Source organism: Flavobacterium cerinum, from assembly GCF_004028155.1.
GTDB classification, from domain to species: domain Bacteria; phylum Bacteroidota; class Bacteroidia; order Flavobacteriales; family Flavobacteriaceae; genus Flavobacterium; species Flavobacterium cerinum.
The window spans coordinates 66787-86931 of sequence record NZ_SBII01000002.1; the positions used below are offsets into that span (position 1 = coordinate 66787).

Consider the following 20145-nt stretch of genomic DNA (forward strand, 5'->3'; position numbering starts at 1 on the left):
TTAATTAAAGTAGACTCTTAATTTGGTTTCTTCCAGAGGCTAATCTTTTTTTAATACAAAGTACTATCTTTGAATGTAATGAAAGAAACCCAGTTTACATATTGTAAAAAACTGTTGCTGAAATTGCTGCTCTTAACGGCATTATTTTGCAGTGTATTTACATTTTCAATCAATACAGGGATTTCATCAACGACATTACAAAAAATAAACACAGAGCTTTTTTCTCCGGATATTAAAGTAATTTCCAAACGTGTTATTTCCTATAAATATGCTTTACGGCAGATTGGTCTTAGTGCTTTTGATACCTTTTACACTCCAAAATGGGCAAATCTTACTATAGCTCATAATATGCTTGAAAAAGTAAAGTTTTATGAAACTTTAAAGAACTGTTATTGTATAGAGTTGTTTATTCGTTTTACACCTACTAAAACTACTTCTCAAACTTTAGATGATGAGGTTTTTGTACTACTGGGATAGTCATATCCTATTAGCCGGTTTAACGGCTGTTCAAGTACTACAAAAACAGTATATGCTGCGTGTCGCGGGATATCAATCATTTTATTTATATGATAAATTTCAAAAAACTATTGAGACTGTTGTGGCTCATCGTTTTCATGATTTTGGCAAGTGTAGGAGTTGGTCTCGGTGGAGGCGTTCCACTTCCTTTATCAGCTAGAAAAAGGGATGCAACGGAGGTTCAGACTGAACTGCCCGAATCAGATAAAAAGGCAACTAAAATTGCAGAATTTAAGAGAAAAGAATAAATAGTAATTAATAAAAAAGCGCATCAATCGAAGCGCTTTTTTATTAAAGGATATCCAGTGTTCTTTCCAGTGCCATACCTCTCGAGCCTTTTATTAATAAGGTTTTGTCGGTTGGCTTTATAGTAGAGAAGTACTCTTTAAAATCTTCATAGCTGGAGTAAAAATGCAAATGTGGTGATTCAACTTTATTGGAATAAAAGTCTTTTCCAACAAAATATACTTCTATTTTATTTTCATGAATCAATGAATTGACAATTTTATGATGTTCTTCCAGGCTTTCATTACCCAATTCAAACATATCTCCCAGGATAGCTATTTTAGAACCTTCCAGATGGGTAAAGTTTTTTATAGCTGCCTGCATGCTGCTTGGATTGGCATTATAGGCATCCAGTATTATTTTATTACCATCTTTTTCTAATAGCTGCGATCTGTTGTTCGTAGGGAAATAACTCTCAATAGCATCTTTTATTTTAGCTTCACTGATCTTGAAATGTAGACCTATCGCTATAGCTGCACTTATATTGGTAGCGTTATAGACGCCAATAAGGTTTGAATGAATATCTACACCATTATATTTTACGGTAACCATAGGATCAGCCTTTATGCTTTCAATATGTATGTCGCAGTTATAGTTATCTGCAGCAAATGTAAAACGTGATAGGTGTTGTGTTTTTTCTTTTTGTATCTCATCATCAAGGTTTACAAAAGCCGTTTTAATATTTTGTGACAGGTAGTCATAAAGTTCGCTTTTACCTTTTATAACGCCCTCAAAGCCTCCAAAACCTTCAAGATGTGCTTTGCCAAAGTTTGTAATATAGCCAAAGTTAGGTTCTGCAATTGTACACAAAAAAGCAATTTCCTTCTGATGGTTAGCACCCATCTCTACGATACCTATTTCGGTGTCTTTAGTAAAAGACAATAGGGTAAGAGGTACACCGATATGATTGTTGAGGTTGCCTATAGTGGCTGTTGTGTTATACTTTTTAGAAAGTACAACGTTAATAAGTTCTTTGGTTGTGGTTTTACCGTTACTTCCGGTAAGGGCAATAATTGGCAGACCGAGTATTCTTCGATGATGAAGTGCCAGCTGCTGCATTGCTTCAAGGCTATTGTTTACCAATAGCATGTTGTCATTGCTTTTGTACTCAGGGTTGTCTATTACAACATATTTTGCTCCTTTTTCCAGTGCTTGTTGAGCAAATGTATTGGCATCAAAATTATCTCCTTTAAGAGCAAAAAATATAGAGGCGGGTGTTATTTTTCGGGTATCAGTTGTTACACCGCTGCACTGCAAAAAGTACTTGTAAAGTTGTTCGGTTTCCATAAGGTGTATAAAAAATAAAAGCCCTAAGATAGGGCTTTTATTGTATTCTATAATTTTTGAAACTTAATTAGTTTCTTGCTTTCTTTTTACCAGATTTAGGTCCTACTTTAGACATTGCACATCTAAAACCGATGTAGTCTGTAGCCATATCTTGTGGGTAATATCTTCTTTGAGCAGGATCTAACCAGTAAGCTCTGTCTCTCCAAGAACCACCTTTGTAAACTCTAACATTGTCGTTTACTAATGTTGTTCTTTTTGAAGATTTGTCATACTGTCTAACCATGTTACCTAAACTATCTTTAGTTACAAGGTGTTTAGGAGAGTCATACATTCTGTGCTCATCTTTCTCAGCGCCTTTTTCTTCTTCAGTACCACCAAAGTCATAATAACGAGTTGATTGTCTGTCACCATCTCTGTAGTTTCTGTTATCACTCTTAGTGTAGTTCTGTCTTAAGTAAGTATCATCAGTAGATATTTGCTCTTGAGATATTTGTCCAGGTAAGTTTCTGTATTGTATTTTACCGTTACTTAGAGTATCATACTCAATGTTATCAGCAGTTACAATTTCAGCTCTTCCGTCTTCACCAATTTTGTTTTTCATGTATACGTTACCCCTGTAGTAGTTAAAGTCGTTAGACTCATCATCAACTATAGGACGGTAAACGTCAGCTACCCATTCTGCAACGTTACCTGCCATGTCATAAAGACCAAAGTCGTTTGGTGGGTAAGTTTTTGCCGGAGCTGTAATGTCAGCATTGTCATCAGACCATCCTGCAATTCCTCCGTAGTCACCTTTACCTTGTTTAAAGTTGGCAAGCTGATCACCTTTGCTTGTTCTTTTACCACTACGTGTGTAAGAACCTTTCCAAGGATATTTCTTGTCACCTCTATATAGGTTATACTCACGATTACCTACAAGTGCAACTGCAGCATATTCCCATTCAGCTTCTGTTGGAAGTCTGTATTCCGGAAGGATGATACCAGATGTTCTTTGAGCATAAACGTTAGTTGCTCCTTCTTTAGCAGCAAGTTTATTTCTTTGTCCTTTTAAAACAATTTCTTCATTACCGCCATAACTTTTAGTAGGGCTTTCTAAATAAGCCTCAGTACTGAAAGTTGTTTCAGCTGTTACGTCAACAACTTTAGCATCTCTTTTAAGGTAGCCTTCTTTCTCAAGTACTCCTTCATTTACACGGTCTGTTCTCCATTTACTGAATTCTACAGCCTGTATCCAGTTAACACCTACTACTGGGAAATTAGAATAAGCCGGATGTCTAAGGTAGTTATTGGTCATAGTTTCATTATAACCTAATGCACTTCTCCAAACAAGAGTATCTGGCAAAGCTCCTACGTATATGTTTTTGTAGTTCTCTTCTGTTGGAGGGAAAACCCTCTTAAGCCAGTCAAGATACTCCATGTACATCACATTGGTAACTTCTGTTTCATCCATATAGAAAGACTGAACGTGCTGCTGCGTAGGAGTATTATTCCAATCGTGCATAACATCGTCCTGAACTCTACCCATAGTAAATGTTCCACCTTCCACTTCTACAAGACCCGGTGCTGCAGCTTGCTGCTTGTACTTGGAATTGTGTTGGAAGCCACCTTTTTTGTCGTTGATTTTCCAGCCCGTAGCCGTGGAATTACCATTAGACCCCTTTTTACTGCAAGCAGTAAAACCAAATGTTATCGCTAGAGCGAGTAACAATTTTAAAGCCGTGATTTTGTTAACTTTCATCTTTCAGTAGGTAAATAAATTTCGTGGCGCAATATAATAATTAACCGTTAAACCGCAACACGTTTTTAAAAATTTTAATAAAATTATAAAATAATGTTAAATGTGTCTTACTGTAACGGTGTATTTGAAGTAATATTGCATTTTGGTTCTTAAAAAAACTTTTGTATTCTTGTAATATATTGCGCGTATCTGCGTTCTTTCAATGATGAAAAACAGATTACTCTTTTTTGCTTTACTATTTACTTTTTTGTCTTTTGGACAACAAAAGGGAGAGATTCTTTTGAATTGGGTTGATAATGTGAAATCCAGTGTTGGAGATGTTGAGATTATTATTCCTCAGTTTCAGGCGCAATATATGGATTTTAACCCTACAAGCAAGGAGTTGCTGTTTTCTTATTCTTTTCCTGTTTCTACATTTATTAAGGAAAATTCACTTCAAATTACCAATATAGTATACGAAAGCATCACCCGTGAACAATTGAAGCAGCTTTCGGTTGCCAGATTGCCTATCGCCGTTAATGCTAAAATAAGTACAATGACTGCCAGAGGTGATATTTATGCGGTTATTTCGCTTTCTCCTATTGTTAAAGAAGGCAGCAGTTATAAAAGAGTAAAATCGTTTTCCTATTCTTATGCTTCCGGTGGAGCACCTATAACTGTAAAAGGGATTAACGATTTTGATGTGCTTTCAAATTCTGTGCTTGCTTCCGGCGAATGGCATCGTTTTTATGTTGAAAAGTCTGGTGTGTATAAAATCAGCCGTGCTTTTTTGCAGCAATTAGGCTTCAATGTGAATGCTGATCCCCGTAATATTAAAATATATGGTAATGGAGGCAGAATGCTGCCGTTAAAAAATAGTATACCCTATCCTTCTGATCTCACTGAAAATGCTATAACATTAATAGGTGAACAGGATGGTGTATTTGATGCAACAGATTATATTTTGTTTTATGCCGAGGGTGTTGATAACTGGAATGAAGAAAGCGGTACACATTGTAATTTATATGCAGATCGTTCTTATTATTATATAACTTCACAAGGTAGTTCGGGAAAAAGAATAAGTACTATGGGCCAGCCGTCGGCACCTTCTACAGTTACTGTAACTTCTTTTGATGAATATCAGTATCATGAAAAAGACCTTATTAATATAGCAAGGCTGGGCAGGAAATGGCACGGTGAGGCTTTTAATGTTAATAATACTCAGGATTTTGAGTTTGTAATTCCTGATGTTGAGCCTTCTCCGGCTACTATAACGGTTACAGGAGCAGGGATTGCTCTGGCATCAACTTCTATGGCTGTGGCGGTTAATGGACAGGCTTTAGGGGTGATGAACTTTACTAAGCCAGGGGAAACGAGTCTTGCTACTGAAGATATTGTAGAAGGGACTTATACTCCTACAGGAAGTACATTAACTGTAAAGCTTACATATAACAATAATGGTGTGCCAGGATCTAATGCATGGCTGGATTATATTATTATAAAGGCAAAAAGAAAATTATTGGGTACGGGTAAGCAATTTAGATTTCAGTATAATGCTTCAGCTACTACAATGGGGGTTGCACAGTATATTGTAGGAAATGCTTCAGGAATAAGTGAAGTGTGGGATATTACAGATCTTTATAATGTGTCTAAAGCTGTTAATACAGGTGCTCAGGCTCAGTTAGTGTTTAAGGCAGGACTTGGAGAGTTGAGGAAATATATTACGGTAGTGCCGTCGGATTATTATACACCTTTACGTGAAGCGCAGGCTCGTGTTGCAAATCAAAATATTAAAGGAACAATTTTTAATAACTCAGCAGGACAATTTCAGGATATTGATTATTTGATCGTGACTCCTGCAAACCTTAGTTCTTCTGCAGAAAGGCTGGCTAATTTGCATCGCACACAGTCCGGACTTAATGTTAAGGTGATTAATCTGGAAAGCATATATAATGAGTTTTCTTCGGGAAAGCAAGATATAGCGGCGATACGTAATTTGGTTAAGTACATCTATAATAATGCTACATCTGCGGATGCAAAAATTAAATATGTGAATCTTTTTGGGGACGCTTCTTTTGATTATAAAAACAGGATTCCCAACAATAATAATATTGTTCCTGCAATGCAAGGGTATTTTGCGTTCTCTAAAATTACGGCAAAGGATTTAAATTATAGCACGGCTGTTACTTTTGTAACAGATGATTTCTATGGGCTTATGGATCCTATTGAAGGGAATATGCAGATTTTGGATACATATGCAGAAGGGCTTGATGTAGCTGTTGGGAGGATGCTTGTGAATGATAAAAAGCGGGCGGATGAAATGGTTAATAAAGTAGTAGCGTATAAATCTGCCGATTCCTATGGAAGGTGGAGAAATGAATTCACAGTGCTTGTTGATGATCTTGATGGAAATGGCTCGACAGGATTTATACCACAAATGGATGCTATGACTATTTTGCTTAACGGAGCAAGACCTTTTGTGAACGTAAGGAAGTTTTATTCTGATGCTTATGTTCAGGAATCTTCGGCTGGTGGGCAGCGTTATCCACAGGCAAAAGAACAATTTTTAAGAGCTGTTAATTATGGCTCATTAGTTATTAACTATTTAGGGCATGGTGGTGAAGATGGTTTAGCGGGTGAGCGTCTTTATGAAAAGACCGATGCTGTTAATCTTAATAATAAAAATAAGTATCCGCTATTTATTACTGCGACTTGTGAGCTTACAAAGTTTGATAATCCTTATAGGCCAACGGTTGGAGAATATACGTATTGGAATCCAGCCGGCGGGGCAATATCAATGATAACAACAACAAGAGCGCTTTATATTAGCGATGCGGAAACTTTTAATCCGCGAATTGTTTCAGAGTTATATGCGTATGGTAAGACGGAATTTCCAACCATGAGTGAGGCTTTACGTAGGTCAAAATTAGGTCAAAGTAAAAATTTAAGAATGATATGCTTAATAGGTGACCCTGCTTTAAAACTCGCGATCCCGAAGCCAGAAATACTACTTACACATATTAATGATATTCCTATAGCAGATTTTACAGGTGCCCTAAATTCTCTTGCTTATGTTAAGCTTGGCGGGCGTGTTGTAAATGGTGGTGCTACAATAACAAACTATAATGGGGAGTTAGAAGTTACCGTTTTTGATAAGCCAATAGATAGAATTACTTTGGGTAATGATGGTGTTACAGATGGTAATGGTGTTATTAAAACTAAGTTTAAAACATTGGGAGAAACCATATTTAGAGGTAATGCTTCAGTAACTAATGGTTTGTTTGAGTTTGGTTTTGTGGTTCCAAGGGATATCCGTATTCCAATTGGAGAAGGGCGTGTGAGTTTTTATTCTAAAAAATCGAATGTGCTGGAAGATCAGCAGGGTTATAATACGATAGTGAAAATAGGAGGGATTAACCCAAATGCAGTAGCTGATAATATTGCGCCTACTGTGAAATTATATATGAATGATGAGTCGTTTGTCTCGGGAGGTATTACAAATGATTCTCCTATATTGCTTGCTTTTTTAGAAGATGAGCATGGTATTAATACAGCGAGCGGCATTGGACACGATATTATTGGTATTCTTGACGGAGATGAAAATAATCCGTTTATCTTAAATGATTATTATGAAACCGAACTTGATAATTACAAAAAAGGTACATTGCGCTTTCCTTTTAGTAATCTTGCAAAAGGTTTGCATACACTGACTTTTAAAGCTTGGGATGTTTATAATAACCTTGTTACTGCCGAGATACAATTTGTAGTAGTGGGTGATGATGCGCTCCAGCTTGAGAAAGTATTGAATTATCCTAATCCTTTTGTGAGTTATACTGAATTTTGGTTTACACATAACAGACCATTTGAGCCTTTGGATGTGCAGGTTCAGATATTTACTGTAACAGGTAAAGTGGTTAAAACAATTAACCAGTCGGTAACTACCGATGGGTTTCTGTGCCGTGATATAAAATGGGATGGAAAAGATGATTTTGGAGATCGTATCGGTAAGGGAGTTTATGTGTATAAACTCACTGTAAAGTCGACTACGACAAATAAAACCGCAGAAAAATACGAAAAACTTGTATTGCTGTAAAAAACATTATATTTGTGACCTTAAAATTTTCAAAAAAAGAATGAAAAAGTTAATCTTGATTGCCCTTTGCCTTTTAGGAATACAATTGGCAAAAGCCCAAAATGAGCGTGTAATTACTACAGGAGTTCCGTTTTTAACAATAGCCGCAGATGCAAGGGCAGCAGGTATGGGAGACCAGGGTGTCGCTACCTCTACCGACGTGTTTTCACAGCAGTGGAATCCGGCAAAATATGCTTTTGCGTTGAAAGAGCACGGACTGTCGTTTAGTTATACTCCTTATCTTACAGATATTGCTAATGATATATCGTTAGGTCAGGTTACTTATTACAATAGATTTAATGAAAGAAGTGCTTTTGCAGGTAGCCTTCGTTATTTTGGTTTAGGAGATATCGAATTAAGACAAACCGGGGATCCTAATGAGATTCCTGTAACAAGATCTCCAAACGAGTTGGCGGTAGACCTTTCTTATTCGCTAAAATTAGATGAACAATTCTCTATGGCTATCGCCGGGCGTTATATTCGTTCTAACTTAAAAATTCCTGAAGCAGCAGGTGGTGGAGATGCAAGTGCAGCAAGTACATTTGCTTTTGATATCGCAGCGTTTTATCAGTCTGAAGAGATTGCCTTCAATGATTTTAATGGTCGTTACAGATTGGGTATGAACTTACAGAACCTTGGTCCTAAGCTTAGTTATGACAATGATCCGGAATTAAGTTCGAACTTTCTTCCTGCTAACATGAGATTAGGTGGTGGTTTTGATTTTATCTTTGATGAATACAACAAACTTGCAGTTAACTTAGAACTTACAAAATTATTGGTTCCTACGCCTCAAAAGCTAACAGATAAGAACGGTGACGGTGTTGTCGATAATATTGACAGAGGAATTATCAATCAGGAGTATAACGATATTAACTGGACATCGGGTATTTTTAAATCATTTGGAGATGCGCCTGATGGTTTCCGTGAAGAGTTAAAAGAACTTACCTACTCTGTAGGTGCGGAGTATACTTATCAGGATGCTTTTGCTTTCCGTCTTGGATATTTTAATGAAGACAAAACAAAAGGAGCCCGTAAGTTTTTCTCTTTAGGAGCAGGATTTAGATATACGGTTGTTAAAATAGATGTTTCTTATTTATTCTCTGCTTCTCAGGTAAGAAATCCATTAGAAAACACACTGCGTTTCTCACTTACATTCAATTTTGGAGACGATTACGACGAATATTAGTAGATATATAACAGGTCTTTTTTTAAAAGGAACTGGTTTAAGATAAAAAGCAAAGGGGTTTTTCGAAATCCCTTTGCTTTTTTTGTGCGATAATAACAAATGCCTTCGCAGTAGCTTAAAAAATAACAAAATACTTGGCCTAAATTTTTTAGTTATTGAAGGAAGTCTTATTTTTGCATTTCGCAAATTTGTGTGAGGAAACTTTTTGCGTTTTAAAAAACATTTTTTAAAAATCACATCAGCAACAATAATTTAGCAAATGAAAGAAATAACAAAAGAGGTTTATCTGAAGTGGTATGAGGATATGCAGTTTTGGAGAAAATTTGAAGATAAACTAGCGGCTTTATACATTCAGCAAAAAGTTAGAGGTTTCCTTCACTTATATAATGGTCAGGAAGCAGTACTTGCAGGAGCATTACATGCAATGGATTTGTCTAAAGATAAAATGATTACTGCTTACCGTAACCACGTTCAGCCAATAGGTATGGGCGTAGACCCAAGAAGAATTATGGCAGAGCTTTTAGGTAAAGCTACAGGTACTTCTAAAGGTCTTGGGGGTTCTATGCATATTTTCTCTAAAGAACATGGCTTTTATGGTGGTCACGGAATTGTTGGAGCACAAATACCAGTAGGTGCCGGTATGGCATTTGCGGATAAATATTTTAATACCGGTGGTGTAACGTTAACTTATTTTGGTGACGGTGCCGCACGTCAGGGATCACTTCATGAAGCATTCAACATGGCTATGCTGTGGAAACTTCCTGTTGTATTTATTGTAGAGAATAATGGTTATGCAATGGGTACTTCGGTAGAACGTACTGCTAACCATACAGATATATGGAAACTGGGACTTGGTTATGAAATGCCATGCGGACCGGTAGACGGAATGAATCCTATCAAAGTAGCAGAAGCAATGCATGAAGCTATGGATAGAGCAAGAAGAGGAGACGGTCCTACGTTCCTTGAAATGAAAACATACCGTTACAGAGGTCACTCAATGAGTGATGCTCAACACTACAGAACTAAAGAAGAGGTAGAAGAGTACAGAAAAATTGACCCTATTACCCAAATTCTTGATATCATTAAAGATAAGAACTATGCTACTGAAGCAGAAATTGAAGCTATGGATCAAAGGGTAAAAGACCTTGTTGACGAATGCGAAAAATTTGCTGAAGAGTCTCCATACCCTGATGCAAACGTTATGTATGACGTTGTTTACGATCAGGAGAATTATCCATTTTTACCTCATAAACTACAATAACCATGGCGAAAATTATTACAATGCCGCGATTAAGCGACACCATGACCGAAGGTACTGTGGCTACGTGGCTTAAAAAAGTGGGTGATACGATTAAAGAAGGTGATATCCTTGCAGAAATCGAAACCGATAAAGCAACTATGGAATTTGAAGCTTTTGATGCAGGTGTGTTATTGCATATAGGTATTCATGAGGGAGAATCTGCTCCGGTAGATTCAGTTTTAGCTATTATTGGTAAAGAAGGAGAAGATATCTCTTCACTACTTAGCGGTAATGCTGCTCCGGCACAAGAAGCTAAAAAAGAAGAAGTAAAAGAATCTGCTGCAGAAACTAAAGTAGAAGAGAAAACAGTTGCTCCGGCTGCTGCTTCAGAATTGCCTAAAGGAGTTATCGTTGTTACTATGCCTCGTCTTAGTGATACCATGACCGAAGGTACTGTCGCTACATGGCTTAAAAAAGAAGGTGATGTAATTAAAGAAGGAGATATCCTAGCTGAAATTGAAACCGATAAAGCAACAATGGAGTTTGAATCATTCAACGCCGGTACACTTCTTAAGATAGGTATACAGGAAGGACAATCTGCTCCTGTTGATAGTCTTCTTGCTATCATTGGCCCTGCGGGTACAGATGTTTCCGGGATTACTGGTAAAGAAGGAAGCGCTCCTGCTGCTGAAGCAAAAACTGACGCTCCTAAAGAAGATAAAAAAGAAGAGGCAGTAACTTCAAATGCTGAAGAAACTGTTTCTGCTAACGATGGTGGAAGAATATTTGCTTCGCCGCTTGCCCGTAAAATAGCTCAGGATAAAGGTGTAAGCCTTAACCAGGTTAAAGGATCTGGTGAGAACGGACGTATCGTTAAAAAAGATATAGAAAATTATACACCACAGACAGCACAGGCACAACCTGCTGCTCCTGCTGTAGGTGCACCACAAGCTACTGCACAGGTAAAACCATTTGTTCCTGCCGGAGAGGTAAGTACAGAAGAAGTGAAAAACTCACAGATGCGTAAAACAATTGCGCGCCGTCTTGCCGAATCTAAGTTTACTGCTCCTGAATACAGCCTTACTATAGAGCTGGATATGGATAATGCTATTGCTTCTAGAGGTGTTATTAATGCCGTTCCGGATACTAAAGTGTCGTTTAACGATTTAGTAGTTAAGGCATGTGCTATGGCCTTAAGAAAACATCCGCAGGTAAATACACAGTGGAAAGATGATGTAACTGTTTACAACCATCATATAAGTATTGGTGTTGCTGTAGCTGTTGAAGAGGGACTTGTTGTACCGGTACTTAAGTTTACAGACAATATGAGTCTTTCTCAAATTGGTACTGCTGTAAAAGACCTTGCTGGTAAAGCAAAGAGCAAAAAACTATCTCCTGCTGATATGGAAGGAAGTACCTTTACGGTTTCTAACCTTGGTATGTTTGGTATTCAGGAATTCACTTCTATTATTAATCAGCCTAATTCTGCTATTCTTTCAGTAGGTGCTATTATACAAAAGCCAGTTGTAAAGAATAACCAGATAGTTGTAGGTAATGTAATGAAAGTTACACTAACGTGCGACCATAGAACAGTTGATGGCGCAACAGGAGCACAATTCCTGCAAACGCTTAAACAATATATTGAAAATCCAGTAACTATGCTGGCATAATTGCCCTTATAGTTTGGTAAATAAATACCCGTCCTGATGATTTCAGGGCGGGTATTTTGTTTAATTTATCATTCCACTTTTAGTATATTATTGCTGTGGAATATTAATTGCGTTTAAAAGATTTAAAATCATTAGTTTATGATGTAATGGTTCACTTTTTGTACATTTTGATGTGGAAGATGAGGAGTATTATTTTTAGTGTTTAAATTTTAAGAGTAATACACCCTTGGATAACTTCTGCATCAAAAATAAAGTTCGGATATTTGCAGCTGCTAAAATTGAAGATCGCTTTTTGAATGACCGCGATTTAAAAATTCCATCTGCCCTTTTTTTACTATTTTAGCTAGGTAAAAAAACCAACCACAAATGAAAAAAGCATTACTATTTTCCATACTGTCACTTGGGTGTATAACACTGGTATCGGCCCAAAAAAAGAAAACTGCCGCAGCACCTTATAAGGTCGAAGAGAAATCTGTAGCAGCAACGCTTAAGTTTTTATCTTCTGACGACCTGAAAGGACGTGATACGGGTTCTGAGGGTGCGGAAATGGCAGCAAAATATCTTGAAGATGTACTGGCTAAAAATAATATAAAACCTTATTTCAAAACATATAGGGATACTATTACCAGTTACAGCAAACCTGCTTATAATATTGTTGGTTATCTTGAAGGAACAGATCCGGTACTGAAAAAAGAATTTGTTGTTATTGGGGCACATTACGATCATATCGGTATTACGGATAAACCGGTAAATGGTGATTATATTTATAACGGAGCTGATGACAATGCGACAGGTACTACTACCGTTACCGAACTTGTAAATTATTTTGGAAAAACTAAATCGAATAAGCGCAGCATACTGTTTTGCTTTTTTTCTGCTGAAGAAGTGGGGTTAATTGGATCGAAACACCTTGCGCAAAAATTAAAGGCTCAGAACTTTAATATTTACACCATGGTTAATTTTGAAATGACTGGTGTGCCGTTGGGTCATGATTTATTGGCCTTTATTACAGGCTACGGAAGAAGTAATATGGCGGATAAATTTAATGAATATGGCGGCCAGAAATTAATAGGCTCAAATGAGTTTGAAATGAAATACCAGTTGTTCAGGCAGTCTGATAATTATCCGTTCTTCTTAGAATTCAATATTCCTGCACACACACTCAGTACTACTGAAATGTCTACATTTAAATTTTATCATGAGCTGGGTGATGAGTTTGGAGCTATGGATACAGCTCACATGACAAATTTTGTTCAGGTAATGCTGCCTGTAGTTGAAAAAATGGTCAATACACCAACACATGAAATTGTACTTAAAAAATAAATGAAAAATATAATTATTACTGGAACCAGCAGAGGCATTGGCTATGAGCTGGCACTACAATTTGCAAATGCCGGACACAATGTACTGGCTGTGTCAAGAAAAATACCCCAGGCTCTTGTAGAGAACAAAAATATTTCATGCCTAGGCATAGATCTTTCATCGGGTGACGGACTTACCCAAATTAAAGATTTTATTGAAAATACATGGCAGACCGTAGATGTTGTTATTCATAATGCAGGAGCAATACTTCTAAAGCCTTTTGCAGAAATAACAGCCGATGAGTTTGAGTACATTTATAAAGTAAATGTATTTGGAGTAGCTGCGCTAAATAGGGTAGTACTGCCATTTATGCAGTCGGGCAGCCATGTTGTAACCATAAGCAGTATGGGTGGAGTACAGGGAACAGTTAAGTTTAGCGGGTTATCTGCCTACAGTTCAAGTAAAGGGGCTGTAATAACGCTTTCTGAACTGCTTGCTGAAGAATATCGTGAAAAAGGTATTGCGTTTAATGTATTAGCGCTGGGTGCGGTAAATACAGAGATGCTTCAGGAGGCTTTTCCCGGCTATCAGGCACCACTATCTCCCAAGGAAATGAGCGATTATATCTATAACTTTGCGCTAACAGGTAATACTTATTTTAATGGTAAAGTATTGCAGGTTTCGTCTACCACGCCTTAGAACAATAATTAAGTGAAGCATATCCTTGCCCCTTATTTGCCGGAACACGCCACAGATACAGTTTTCGAACTGATAAAGCTGTATGGAGTAAACCTAAAAATAGTGAATGAGCGCATAACCCGTCATGGCGATTACAGGCGGGATGGGAATGGATATCACCAGATAACTGTAAACTCAAGCCTTAATAAGTATCGTTTTTTAATAACACTTATTCATGAGATTGCACACCTGGCAGCTTTCGAGAAATATGGGCGCAGTATAAAACCGCATGGTGACGAATGGAAATCAACTTTTCAGAAATTAATGGTGCCTTTTATAAGACCCGAAATATTTCCTAATCAATTATTGCCGCTGCTTGCCAGGCATTTTAAAAACCCAAAAGCGAGCAGTGATACAGATGCTACATTGTCTATTGCTTTAAAACAATTTGACGAAAGGTCGGAAAAGAATTATATATTTGAATTACCCTATGGGAGCAGTTTCAGGATACATAATGGCAAAGTATTTAAGAAAGGTGCACAAAGGGTAAAACGTTTTGAATGTTTGGAAGTTAGCACCGGTAGAATTTATCTTTTTAATCCTAATGCCGAGGTAGAATTACTTCCATAAAAACGTTAAATGAAAATTAAACGGTTTTGAGCTTCATTTTTTAAGTGGAACCTTTACTTGTAAATACAAATACAATGAACAAAAATTATTATGCGGTATTAATGGCGGGAGGCGTGGGTTCACGTTTTTGGCCAGTGAGCACTGCACAATTTCCTAAACAATTTCATGATATGCTGGGTACAGGCGAAACGCTTATCCAGAAAACGTTTAGCAGGCTTACAAAACTAATTCCTCAGGAAAATATACTTATACTTACTAACGAAATTTATAATGATATTGTACTGGAGCAGCTACCCGATGTAAAACAGGAACAGGTAGTGCTGGAACCGGCTATGCGCAATACAGCACCATGTATATTGTATGCATCTCTTAAAATCGAAAAGATGAACCCTGATGCCGTTATGGTGGTAGCTCCAAGCGATCATTGGATAGAAGATGAAGATGCCTTTGTAGAAAATTTACAGCGTGCATTTGACTGTGCTCAAAAAGAAGAGGTATTAATGACTCTTGGTATTAAACCAACTTTTCCTAACACAGGTTACGGATACATAGAATATGATCTTGAAAACACAAGACAGATAAAAAAGGTATCCCAGTTTAGAGAGAAGCCGGATTATGCCACAGCAAAATCTTTTTTGCAGAGTGGTAATTTTCTTTGGAATGCCGGTATTTTTATATGGAGTGTAAAATCGGTTACAAACGCTTTTAAAAAATTCCAACCGCAAATGTATCAGCTATTTATGAATGGATACAGTAATTACAATTCAGATACCGAAAAAGACTTTATTGAAGAAAATTATGGTAAGTCGGATAATATATCCATAGATTATGCCATAATGGAAAGCGCTGTAAATGTATATGTACTTCCTGCTACATTTGATTGGAATGATCTTGGAACATGGGGTTCACTGCATGATAAACTGGATAAAGATGAAAATGGAAATACAGTTGTAAATGCAAATGTGTTTCTTGAAAATGCCACACATAATATCATACGATCAGAAAAAGGTAAAACAGTAATTATTGATGGGTTAAATAATTACATCATTGTTGATAAGGAAGATATTCTGCTTATTTATCCAAAAGAAAAAGAGCAGGAGATAAAAAAAATAACCGAGATGGTTACAAATTCATCAAAAAACAACTAATCTGATAAGAATTTATGTTAAAATTAGTAAGTTAAAGCTGGAGTGTTTACATATTTAATACCTTTAGACTCACTAAACTAAACTGAATGCATAAAGAATTATCCTACCAAAAGGCGTTATTGCTTATAATAACGCTGTTTTTTTCATTGTGCACTTTTGCACAATTACCCGCCTTTACTTTTAATCTAACTTCGACTCCCGAAACCTGTTCGGGAAACGGTACACTAAATTTTACAGTTTCGGGAACTGTTCCAGGAGCAGCTGTAGGGTATGAAATTTATCTTTTACCCAATACTACAACACCGGTTAATCAAACTTCTGCTTCTTCATTGGTAGGTTTGGAAGCGGGTAATTATATGGTTAGGGCAACACAAAATTTAGCAGGGCAGACAAGTACCAATACACAAAATGCTACAATTGCGAATCAGGTTGCGCCACTTACTTTTGGGATTGCATTTACAAAGGTAAGATGTGGCAATGATGGAACAATAACGGCAACTGTACAAACAGGTTCAGCAGTTTCTTATGAAATTATTGCAGGCCCGGTTACTAAACCACTGCAGCCATTACCTCTGTTTAGTGGTCTTCCGGCAGGTTTGTATCAGGTTAGGGCTTATAATGCCTGTGGCGACGCAACTGTTGTTAGTGTTCAGGTAGACCAGGCAACTACTTCGGTTATTATACAGCCGGTAGGTTTTCCAGGAAGTGCATTGCCTTCCTGTAATACAATTAATGTACAACATCAATATCTTACTACTACCGGAAATATAATTTTCTTTCCGCTTACATTCCAGTATACCGTGTTTCCTCCCGGTGGTGGTGCTCCTATTGTTGTTACTACTGTAGTGAATTCTGGGGTTCTTGTGAATGATATAATTACAGCTATCCCCTTTTATCATAACCAGCTTTATTCATATAATCTTAAAATAACTGATGCCTGTGGAAATGTTTATAACAGGAATAACAATGAAGTAGATCAAAAACTTACTATATCGGCCGATTCTTCAGAGTCAGGCTGTAACGAGCACCTTTTTGTAGTGAAGCCTAAAAATTATATGCCTCCCTATACCTTAGAATTCACTAGCTTTCCTGCGGGATTTGTTCCGGGTAATTTAAATCCAAACCATCCGGTGTTTTCCACTGATGATGTTATTTATGGAGGGAATGGTAATTCTGCTCCCTTAGGGAATTATACCGTAAAAATAACTGATGCCTGTAGTAGGATCGCTACTGCAGCATTTGAAGTTAAGGAAATACCTGTGGAGCCTATTCAATCGAGTCAGGCTACAGGATGTACCGCTAGTGATGGAAGTATTTCGATTATAATTCCGGGTAGAACGATTACTAATGTAGTAATGACTACTGCTCCGGTCGCTTACCCTAATCCATTGCCCGATGTTGTCGGTTCAAATATATCAGTAGATAATTTTGTGTTATCAGGCTTGCCCTTGGGCACGTATACCTTTATAGTTACAGATGTTTGTGGTGATGTTTACACAGTGGTGATTGAAATTGTGTTTTCTCCGCCGGTAGCTTCTCTCACAATACTGCAGCGTCAGGGTTGTGAGTTAGGATTCGGTTCAGTAAGAGTATCAGGAGGAGAACCTCTTACTAATATTAAAATAACAGCTGCACCGGCTGGTTTTACACAGCCACTTCCTTATAATGGTGCTTCAAATTTATCTCAGGGTGTTTTTTACATGAACTCGCTGCCTGCAGGTTCTTATACTTTTGAGAGTATTAGTGCATGCGGTATACCAATTGCAAAGCAAGTTACTGTTGCAGGATCTATAACCCTAACAAATGAAATTTCGCTTGCACCCAATTGCGGTATGTTTGGTGTGAATTTAAATTTTGTTAGTAATGCCAATTATATACAAACTTTTTGGCTGCAAAAGTTTAATCCCGCAGAAGGAACGTGGGAGCATCCCACTACCGGTGTTAATTACCCGGAAGGAGGAGCGGCAACAAATAATAATTCATACTCTTTAATAAATGGTACTTTAAATAATAATATTAATAGTATAGGTCATTTCAGGGTAGTTAAAACATTCTTTATTTACGATAATGGTTCCAATGCAAATGCTAGATGCGTACAAACGCTGTATGAATTTGATTTTGATGGAGGACCTGCAATTATAGATGCTTATAGCTTTCCGTGTGCTAATAGTGTTTCGGATGTAGTTATAGTTGCGATTGGGGCAGCACCGCTTATTTATAAAATTATCGAGAAAAATGGCGCGCCTTTTCTTGTGAACAATAATCAGTCTAATGTTTTTACAGGTCTTGAAATTGGAACTTATAAGTTCGAGATTACAGATAAATGTGGAGAGAAAAGAACCAGAATTCTGGACATTAGTGAACTAAACCCTATTGCTATAAAGGCAGATGGGTTTTGTGAAGGAGAAAATAGTACATTATCAGTACCAGAATTTTCATTCTTAACATATAAATGGTGGAAGCAAGGCGCTCCGGGTACTATATTAAGTACTACGGGTACACTACCATTTCCAGCATATAATTCTAATGTTAGTGCAGGAACATATATCTGTAGTATAGTATCCGGCAATCCTGATTCATGTATGAATCAGGTGTTGGAATTTACTCTGGATAATAATATAGTACCTAACGCAGGTGCAGATAATAACGTGATTTACTGTAATACAGGGATGCCATTGGATTTAAAAACATTTCTTGCAGCTACCGCAGAAGATGGAGGCTCATGGCAGGATGTAAATGCAACAGGAGCTTTAACAGGCAGTACACTTACTACATTAGGGCTAGGAGCAGGAATATATCAGTTTAAATACATTGTAACAGGGTTATGTAATGCTATTGATGAAGCAATAATTACACTCGATGTGAAAGATATACCGGCGTTGCCTGTAATAACAGGAACAACACCTGTTTGTGAGGGAGGCAATGTTCAATTAACCGCAGTAGCAGTTCCGGGTGCAGTATACGAATGGACAGGTCCAAACGGATTCACATCAGCATTGCAAAATCCTCTTATTCCAAATGCAACGGTACAGGCAACAGGTACTTATTCGCTTAAAATAAAAAATAATATTTGTGTATCTCCGGTAGCTAATGTAGACGTAATTGTGAATGCAGCAGCCCGTGCAGGAGAAGATGATACTGTGGTGGTATGTAATGATGGAAATGCTGTAGATCTGACCGATTTTCTTAACGGTTCAAATAATAATAACGGAGTATGGGAAGATGTAAGTGCTACCGGAGCTTTAACCGGAAGTACATTCAATCCATCTGCTGTAGCAGCCGGAAGCTATCAGTTTAAGTATACGGTTACAAATGTGTGTAATACCACAGATGAAGCTATAATAACAATTCAGTTGAATGATATACCGCTTGCTCCTGCTATAGATGCAATTGCACCGGTATGTGAAGGAAGCAATGTACAGTTTAACACTACAGCTGTTACTGATGCTGTTTACAAATGGAGCGGTCCTAACGGGTTTATATCTGCAGAACAAAATCCATTATTAACAGGAGCTGGTCTTGCTGCAAATGGAACATACTCGCTTATTGTAGAAGTAAATGGGTGTGCGTCTCCTGTTGCTGTTATTCCTGTAACAATTAAGGCAGCACCGCAGTTTACGATAGAAGGTAATACACTGCTGTGTGATGGCCAAACATCATCGCTTACCGTTGTTCCTGGTAATTTTACAGGTAACGCAGCTTATAAATGGTATTACAATGAAGGGCTTCTGGAAGATATTACAGCAGCGTCGATAGAAATTCAGGAAACGGGTACATATAAAGTTATCGTAGAAAATAATGATTGTACAACTACCCGCGAGATAGTGGTTGCACCAAACGATAATCCTTTCGAAATAATTATCGATTCCGGTTGTGTTAACTATGATTATATGTTGTGGGTAGCAAACCTTTCAGATATTCAGGGAGCGGTTGTAACATGGACAGGTCCGGCAGGTTTCAACTTTACAGGAACAGAGGCTAATATTACTAACCTGCCTTCTGGCAACTATACGGCAACTATAACAAATGACGAAGGCTGTACTGCCATAGCTACACTGCCTATAGATAATACATCATGTATCATACCACGAGGTATATCACCTAATGGAGATGGTATGAACGACTATTTCGATCTGTCTAATCTTGATGTTATAGAGATCAAGATATTTAACAGATACGGACTTGAAGTATATGAGTCTAAAAATTATAAGAAGGAATGGTACGGTCAATCAAGCAAAGGGACATTACCTACGGGTACTTACTATTATGTAATTACCCTGTCTGCAGGTAAAAAAGTTACCGGTTGGGTGTACCTTCAAAGAGAGATAAAGTAGTAAAACAAAAAAAGCTTAGA

Annotated in this window: 13 protein-coding genes; 11 read left to right on the forward strand and 2 right to left on the reverse strand. The window is 37.4% G+C overall.

Annotated features, from left to right (window positions below):
- Window positions 1-78: 78 nt before the first annotated feature.
- Together EPI11_RS03245 and EPI11_RS03250 are read left to right on the forward strand one after the other, a co-directional pair.
- The gene (locus EPI11_RS03245; RefSeq protein ID WP_128388523.1) at window positions 79-477 is read left to right on the forward strand and encodes a hypothetical protein; all 399 of its coding nucleotides are present in this window, start codon (window positions 79-81) and stop codon (window positions 475-477) included.
- Window positions 478-566: 89 nt separating this feature from the next.
- Window positions 567-764, forward strand: a complete 198-nt coding sequence (locus EPI11_RS03250) for a hypothetical protein (RefSeq protein WP_128388524.1) — start codon at window positions 567-569, stop codon at window positions 762-764.
- A gap of 43 nt (window positions 765-807) precedes the next feature.
- Here the strand turns inward: EPI11_RS03250 and EPI11_RS03255 are convergent, their stop codons facing one another.
- Together EPI11_RS03255 and gldJ are read right to left on the reverse strand one after the other, a co-directional pair.
- Window positions 808-2088, reverse strand: a complete 1281-nt coding sequence (locus tag EPI11_RS03255) for a UDP-N-acetylmuramoyl-tripeptide--D-alanyl-D-alanine ligase (protein WP_128388525.1) — start codon at window positions 2086-2088, stop codon at window positions 808-810.
- 67 nt (window positions 2089-2155) lie between these two features.
- Window positions 2156-3826, reverse strand: a complete 1671-nt coding sequence (gene gldJ / locus EPI11_RS03260; RefSeq protein WP_128388526.1) for a gliding motility lipoprotein GldJ — start codon at window positions 3824-3826, stop codon at window positions 2156-2158.
- Between the two features lie 202 nt (window positions 3827-4028).
- Here gldJ and porU point away from each other — a divergent pair, with 202 nt between their 5' ends.
- The 9 genes from porU (at window position 4029) to EPI11_RS19130 (ending at window position 20125) form a co-directional block, all read left to right on the forward strand.
- The gene (porU, locus tag EPI11_RS03265; RefSeq protein ID WP_317125629.1) at window positions 4029-7898 is read left to right on the forward strand and encodes a type IX secretion system sortase PorU; all 3870 of its coding nucleotides are present in this window, start codon (window positions 4029-4031) and stop codon (window positions 7896-7898) included.
- 40 nt (window positions 7899-7938) lie between these two features.
- Entirely contained in the window at window positions 7939-9123 is a 1185-nt protein-coding gene (porV, locus tag EPI11_RS03270) for a type IX secretion system outer membrane channel protein PorV (RefSeq protein ID WP_128388528.1), read from the forward strand.
- A gap of 259 nt (window positions 9124-9382) precedes the next feature.
- Entirely contained in the window at window positions 9383-10384 is a 1002-nt protein-coding gene (gene pdhA / locus EPI11_RS03275) for a pyruvate dehydrogenase (acetyl-transferring) E1 component subunit alpha (RefSeq protein ID WP_128388529.1), read from the forward strand.
- A gap of 2 nt (window positions 10385-10386) precedes the next feature.
- Window positions 10387-12033 (forward strand): pyruvate dehydrogenase complex dihydrolipoamide acetyltransferase, encoded by a 1647-nt coding sequence (locus tag EPI11_RS03280; protein WP_128388530.1) that lies wholly within the window; start codon window positions 10387-10389, stop codon window positions 12031-12033.
- Window positions 12034-12399: 366 nt separating this feature from the next.
- Complete coding sequence (locus EPI11_RS03285; RefSeq protein ID WP_128388531.1) at window positions 12400-13356, forward strand: M28 family peptidase; 957 nt, start codon at window positions 12400-12402, stop codon at window positions 13354-13356.
- The gene (locus EPI11_RS03290) at window positions 13357-14034 is read left to right on the forward strand and encodes an SDR family NAD(P)-dependent oxidoreductase (RefSeq protein ID WP_128388532.1); all 678 of its coding nucleotides are present in this window, start codon (window positions 13357-13359) and stop codon (window positions 14032-14034) included. It abuts the gene before it with no gap.
- Between the two features lie 12 nt (window positions 14035-14046).
- On the forward strand, window positions 14047-14643 hold the full coding sequence (locus EPI11_RS03295; protein ID WP_128388533.1) for a SprT-like domain-containing protein: 597 nt from the start codon (window positions 14047-14049) through the stop codon (window positions 14641-14643).
- Between the two features lie 74 nt (window positions 14644-14717).
- Window positions 14718-15791, forward strand: coding sequence for a mannose-1-phosphate guanylyltransferase (locus EPI11_RS03300; RefSeq protein WP_128388534.1), 1074 nt, complete (start codon window positions 14718-14720; stop codon window positions 15789-15791).
- 86 nt (window positions 15792-15877) lie between these two features.
- Window positions 15878-20125 carry a T9SS type B sorting domain-containing protein gene (locus tag EPI11_RS19130; protein ID WP_128388535.1) on the forward strand — a complete coding sequence of 1416 codons (4248 nt, stop codon included), beginning with the start codon at window positions 15878-15880 and terminating at the stop codon, window positions 20123-20125.
- The last annotated feature ends 20 nt before the right edge of the window (window positions 20126-20145 follow it).

Excerpts from the sequence above, each read along its gene's own strand:
- EPI11_RS03245 (WP_128388523.1), top strand. The coding sequence starts at position 79 with ATGAAAGAAACCCAGTTTACATATTGTAAAAAACTGTTGCTGAAATTG.
- EPI11_RS03250 (WP_128388524.1), top strand. The coding sequence starts at position 567 with ATGATAAATTTCAAAAAACTATTGAGACTGTTGTGGCTCATCGTTTTC.
- EPI11_RS03255 (WP_128388525.1), bottom strand. The coding sequence starts at position 2,088 with ATGGAAACCGAACAACTTTACAAGTACTTTTTGCAGTGCAGCGGTGTA.
- gldJ (WP_128388526.1), bottom strand. The coding sequence starts at position 3,826 with ATGAAAGTTAACAAAATCACGGCTTTAAAATTGTTACTCGCTCTAGCG.
- porU (WP_317125629.1), top strand. The coding sequence starts at position 4,029 with ATGATGAAAAACAGATTACTCTTTTTTGCTTTACTATTTACTTTTTTG.
- porV (WP_128388528.1), top strand. The coding sequence starts at position 7,939 with ATGAAAAAGTTAATCTTGATTGCCCTTTGCCTTTTAGGAATACAATTG.
- pdhA (WP_128388529.1), top strand. The coding sequence starts at position 9,383 with ATGAAAGAAATAACAAAAGAGGTTTATCTGAAGTGGTATGAGGATATG.
- EPI11_RS03280 (WP_128388530.1), top strand. The coding sequence starts at position 10,387 with ATGGCGAAAATTATTACAATGCCGCGATTAAGCGACACCATGACCGAA.
- EPI11_RS03285 (WP_128388531.1), top strand. The coding sequence starts at position 12,400 with ATGAAAAAAGCATTACTATTTTCCATACTGTCACTTGGGTGTATAACA.
- EPI11_RS03290 (WP_128388532.1), top strand. The coding sequence starts at position 13,357 with ATGAAAAATATAATTATTACTGGAACCAGCAGAGGCATTGGCTATGAG.
- EPI11_RS03300 (WP_128388534.1), top strand. The coding sequence starts at position 14,718 with ATGAACAAAAATTATTATGCGGTATTAATGGCGGGAGGCGTGGGTTCA.
- EPI11_RS19130 (WP_128388535.1), top strand. The coding sequence starts at position 15,878 with ATGCATAAAGAATTATCCTACCAAAAGGCGTTATTGCTTATAATAACG.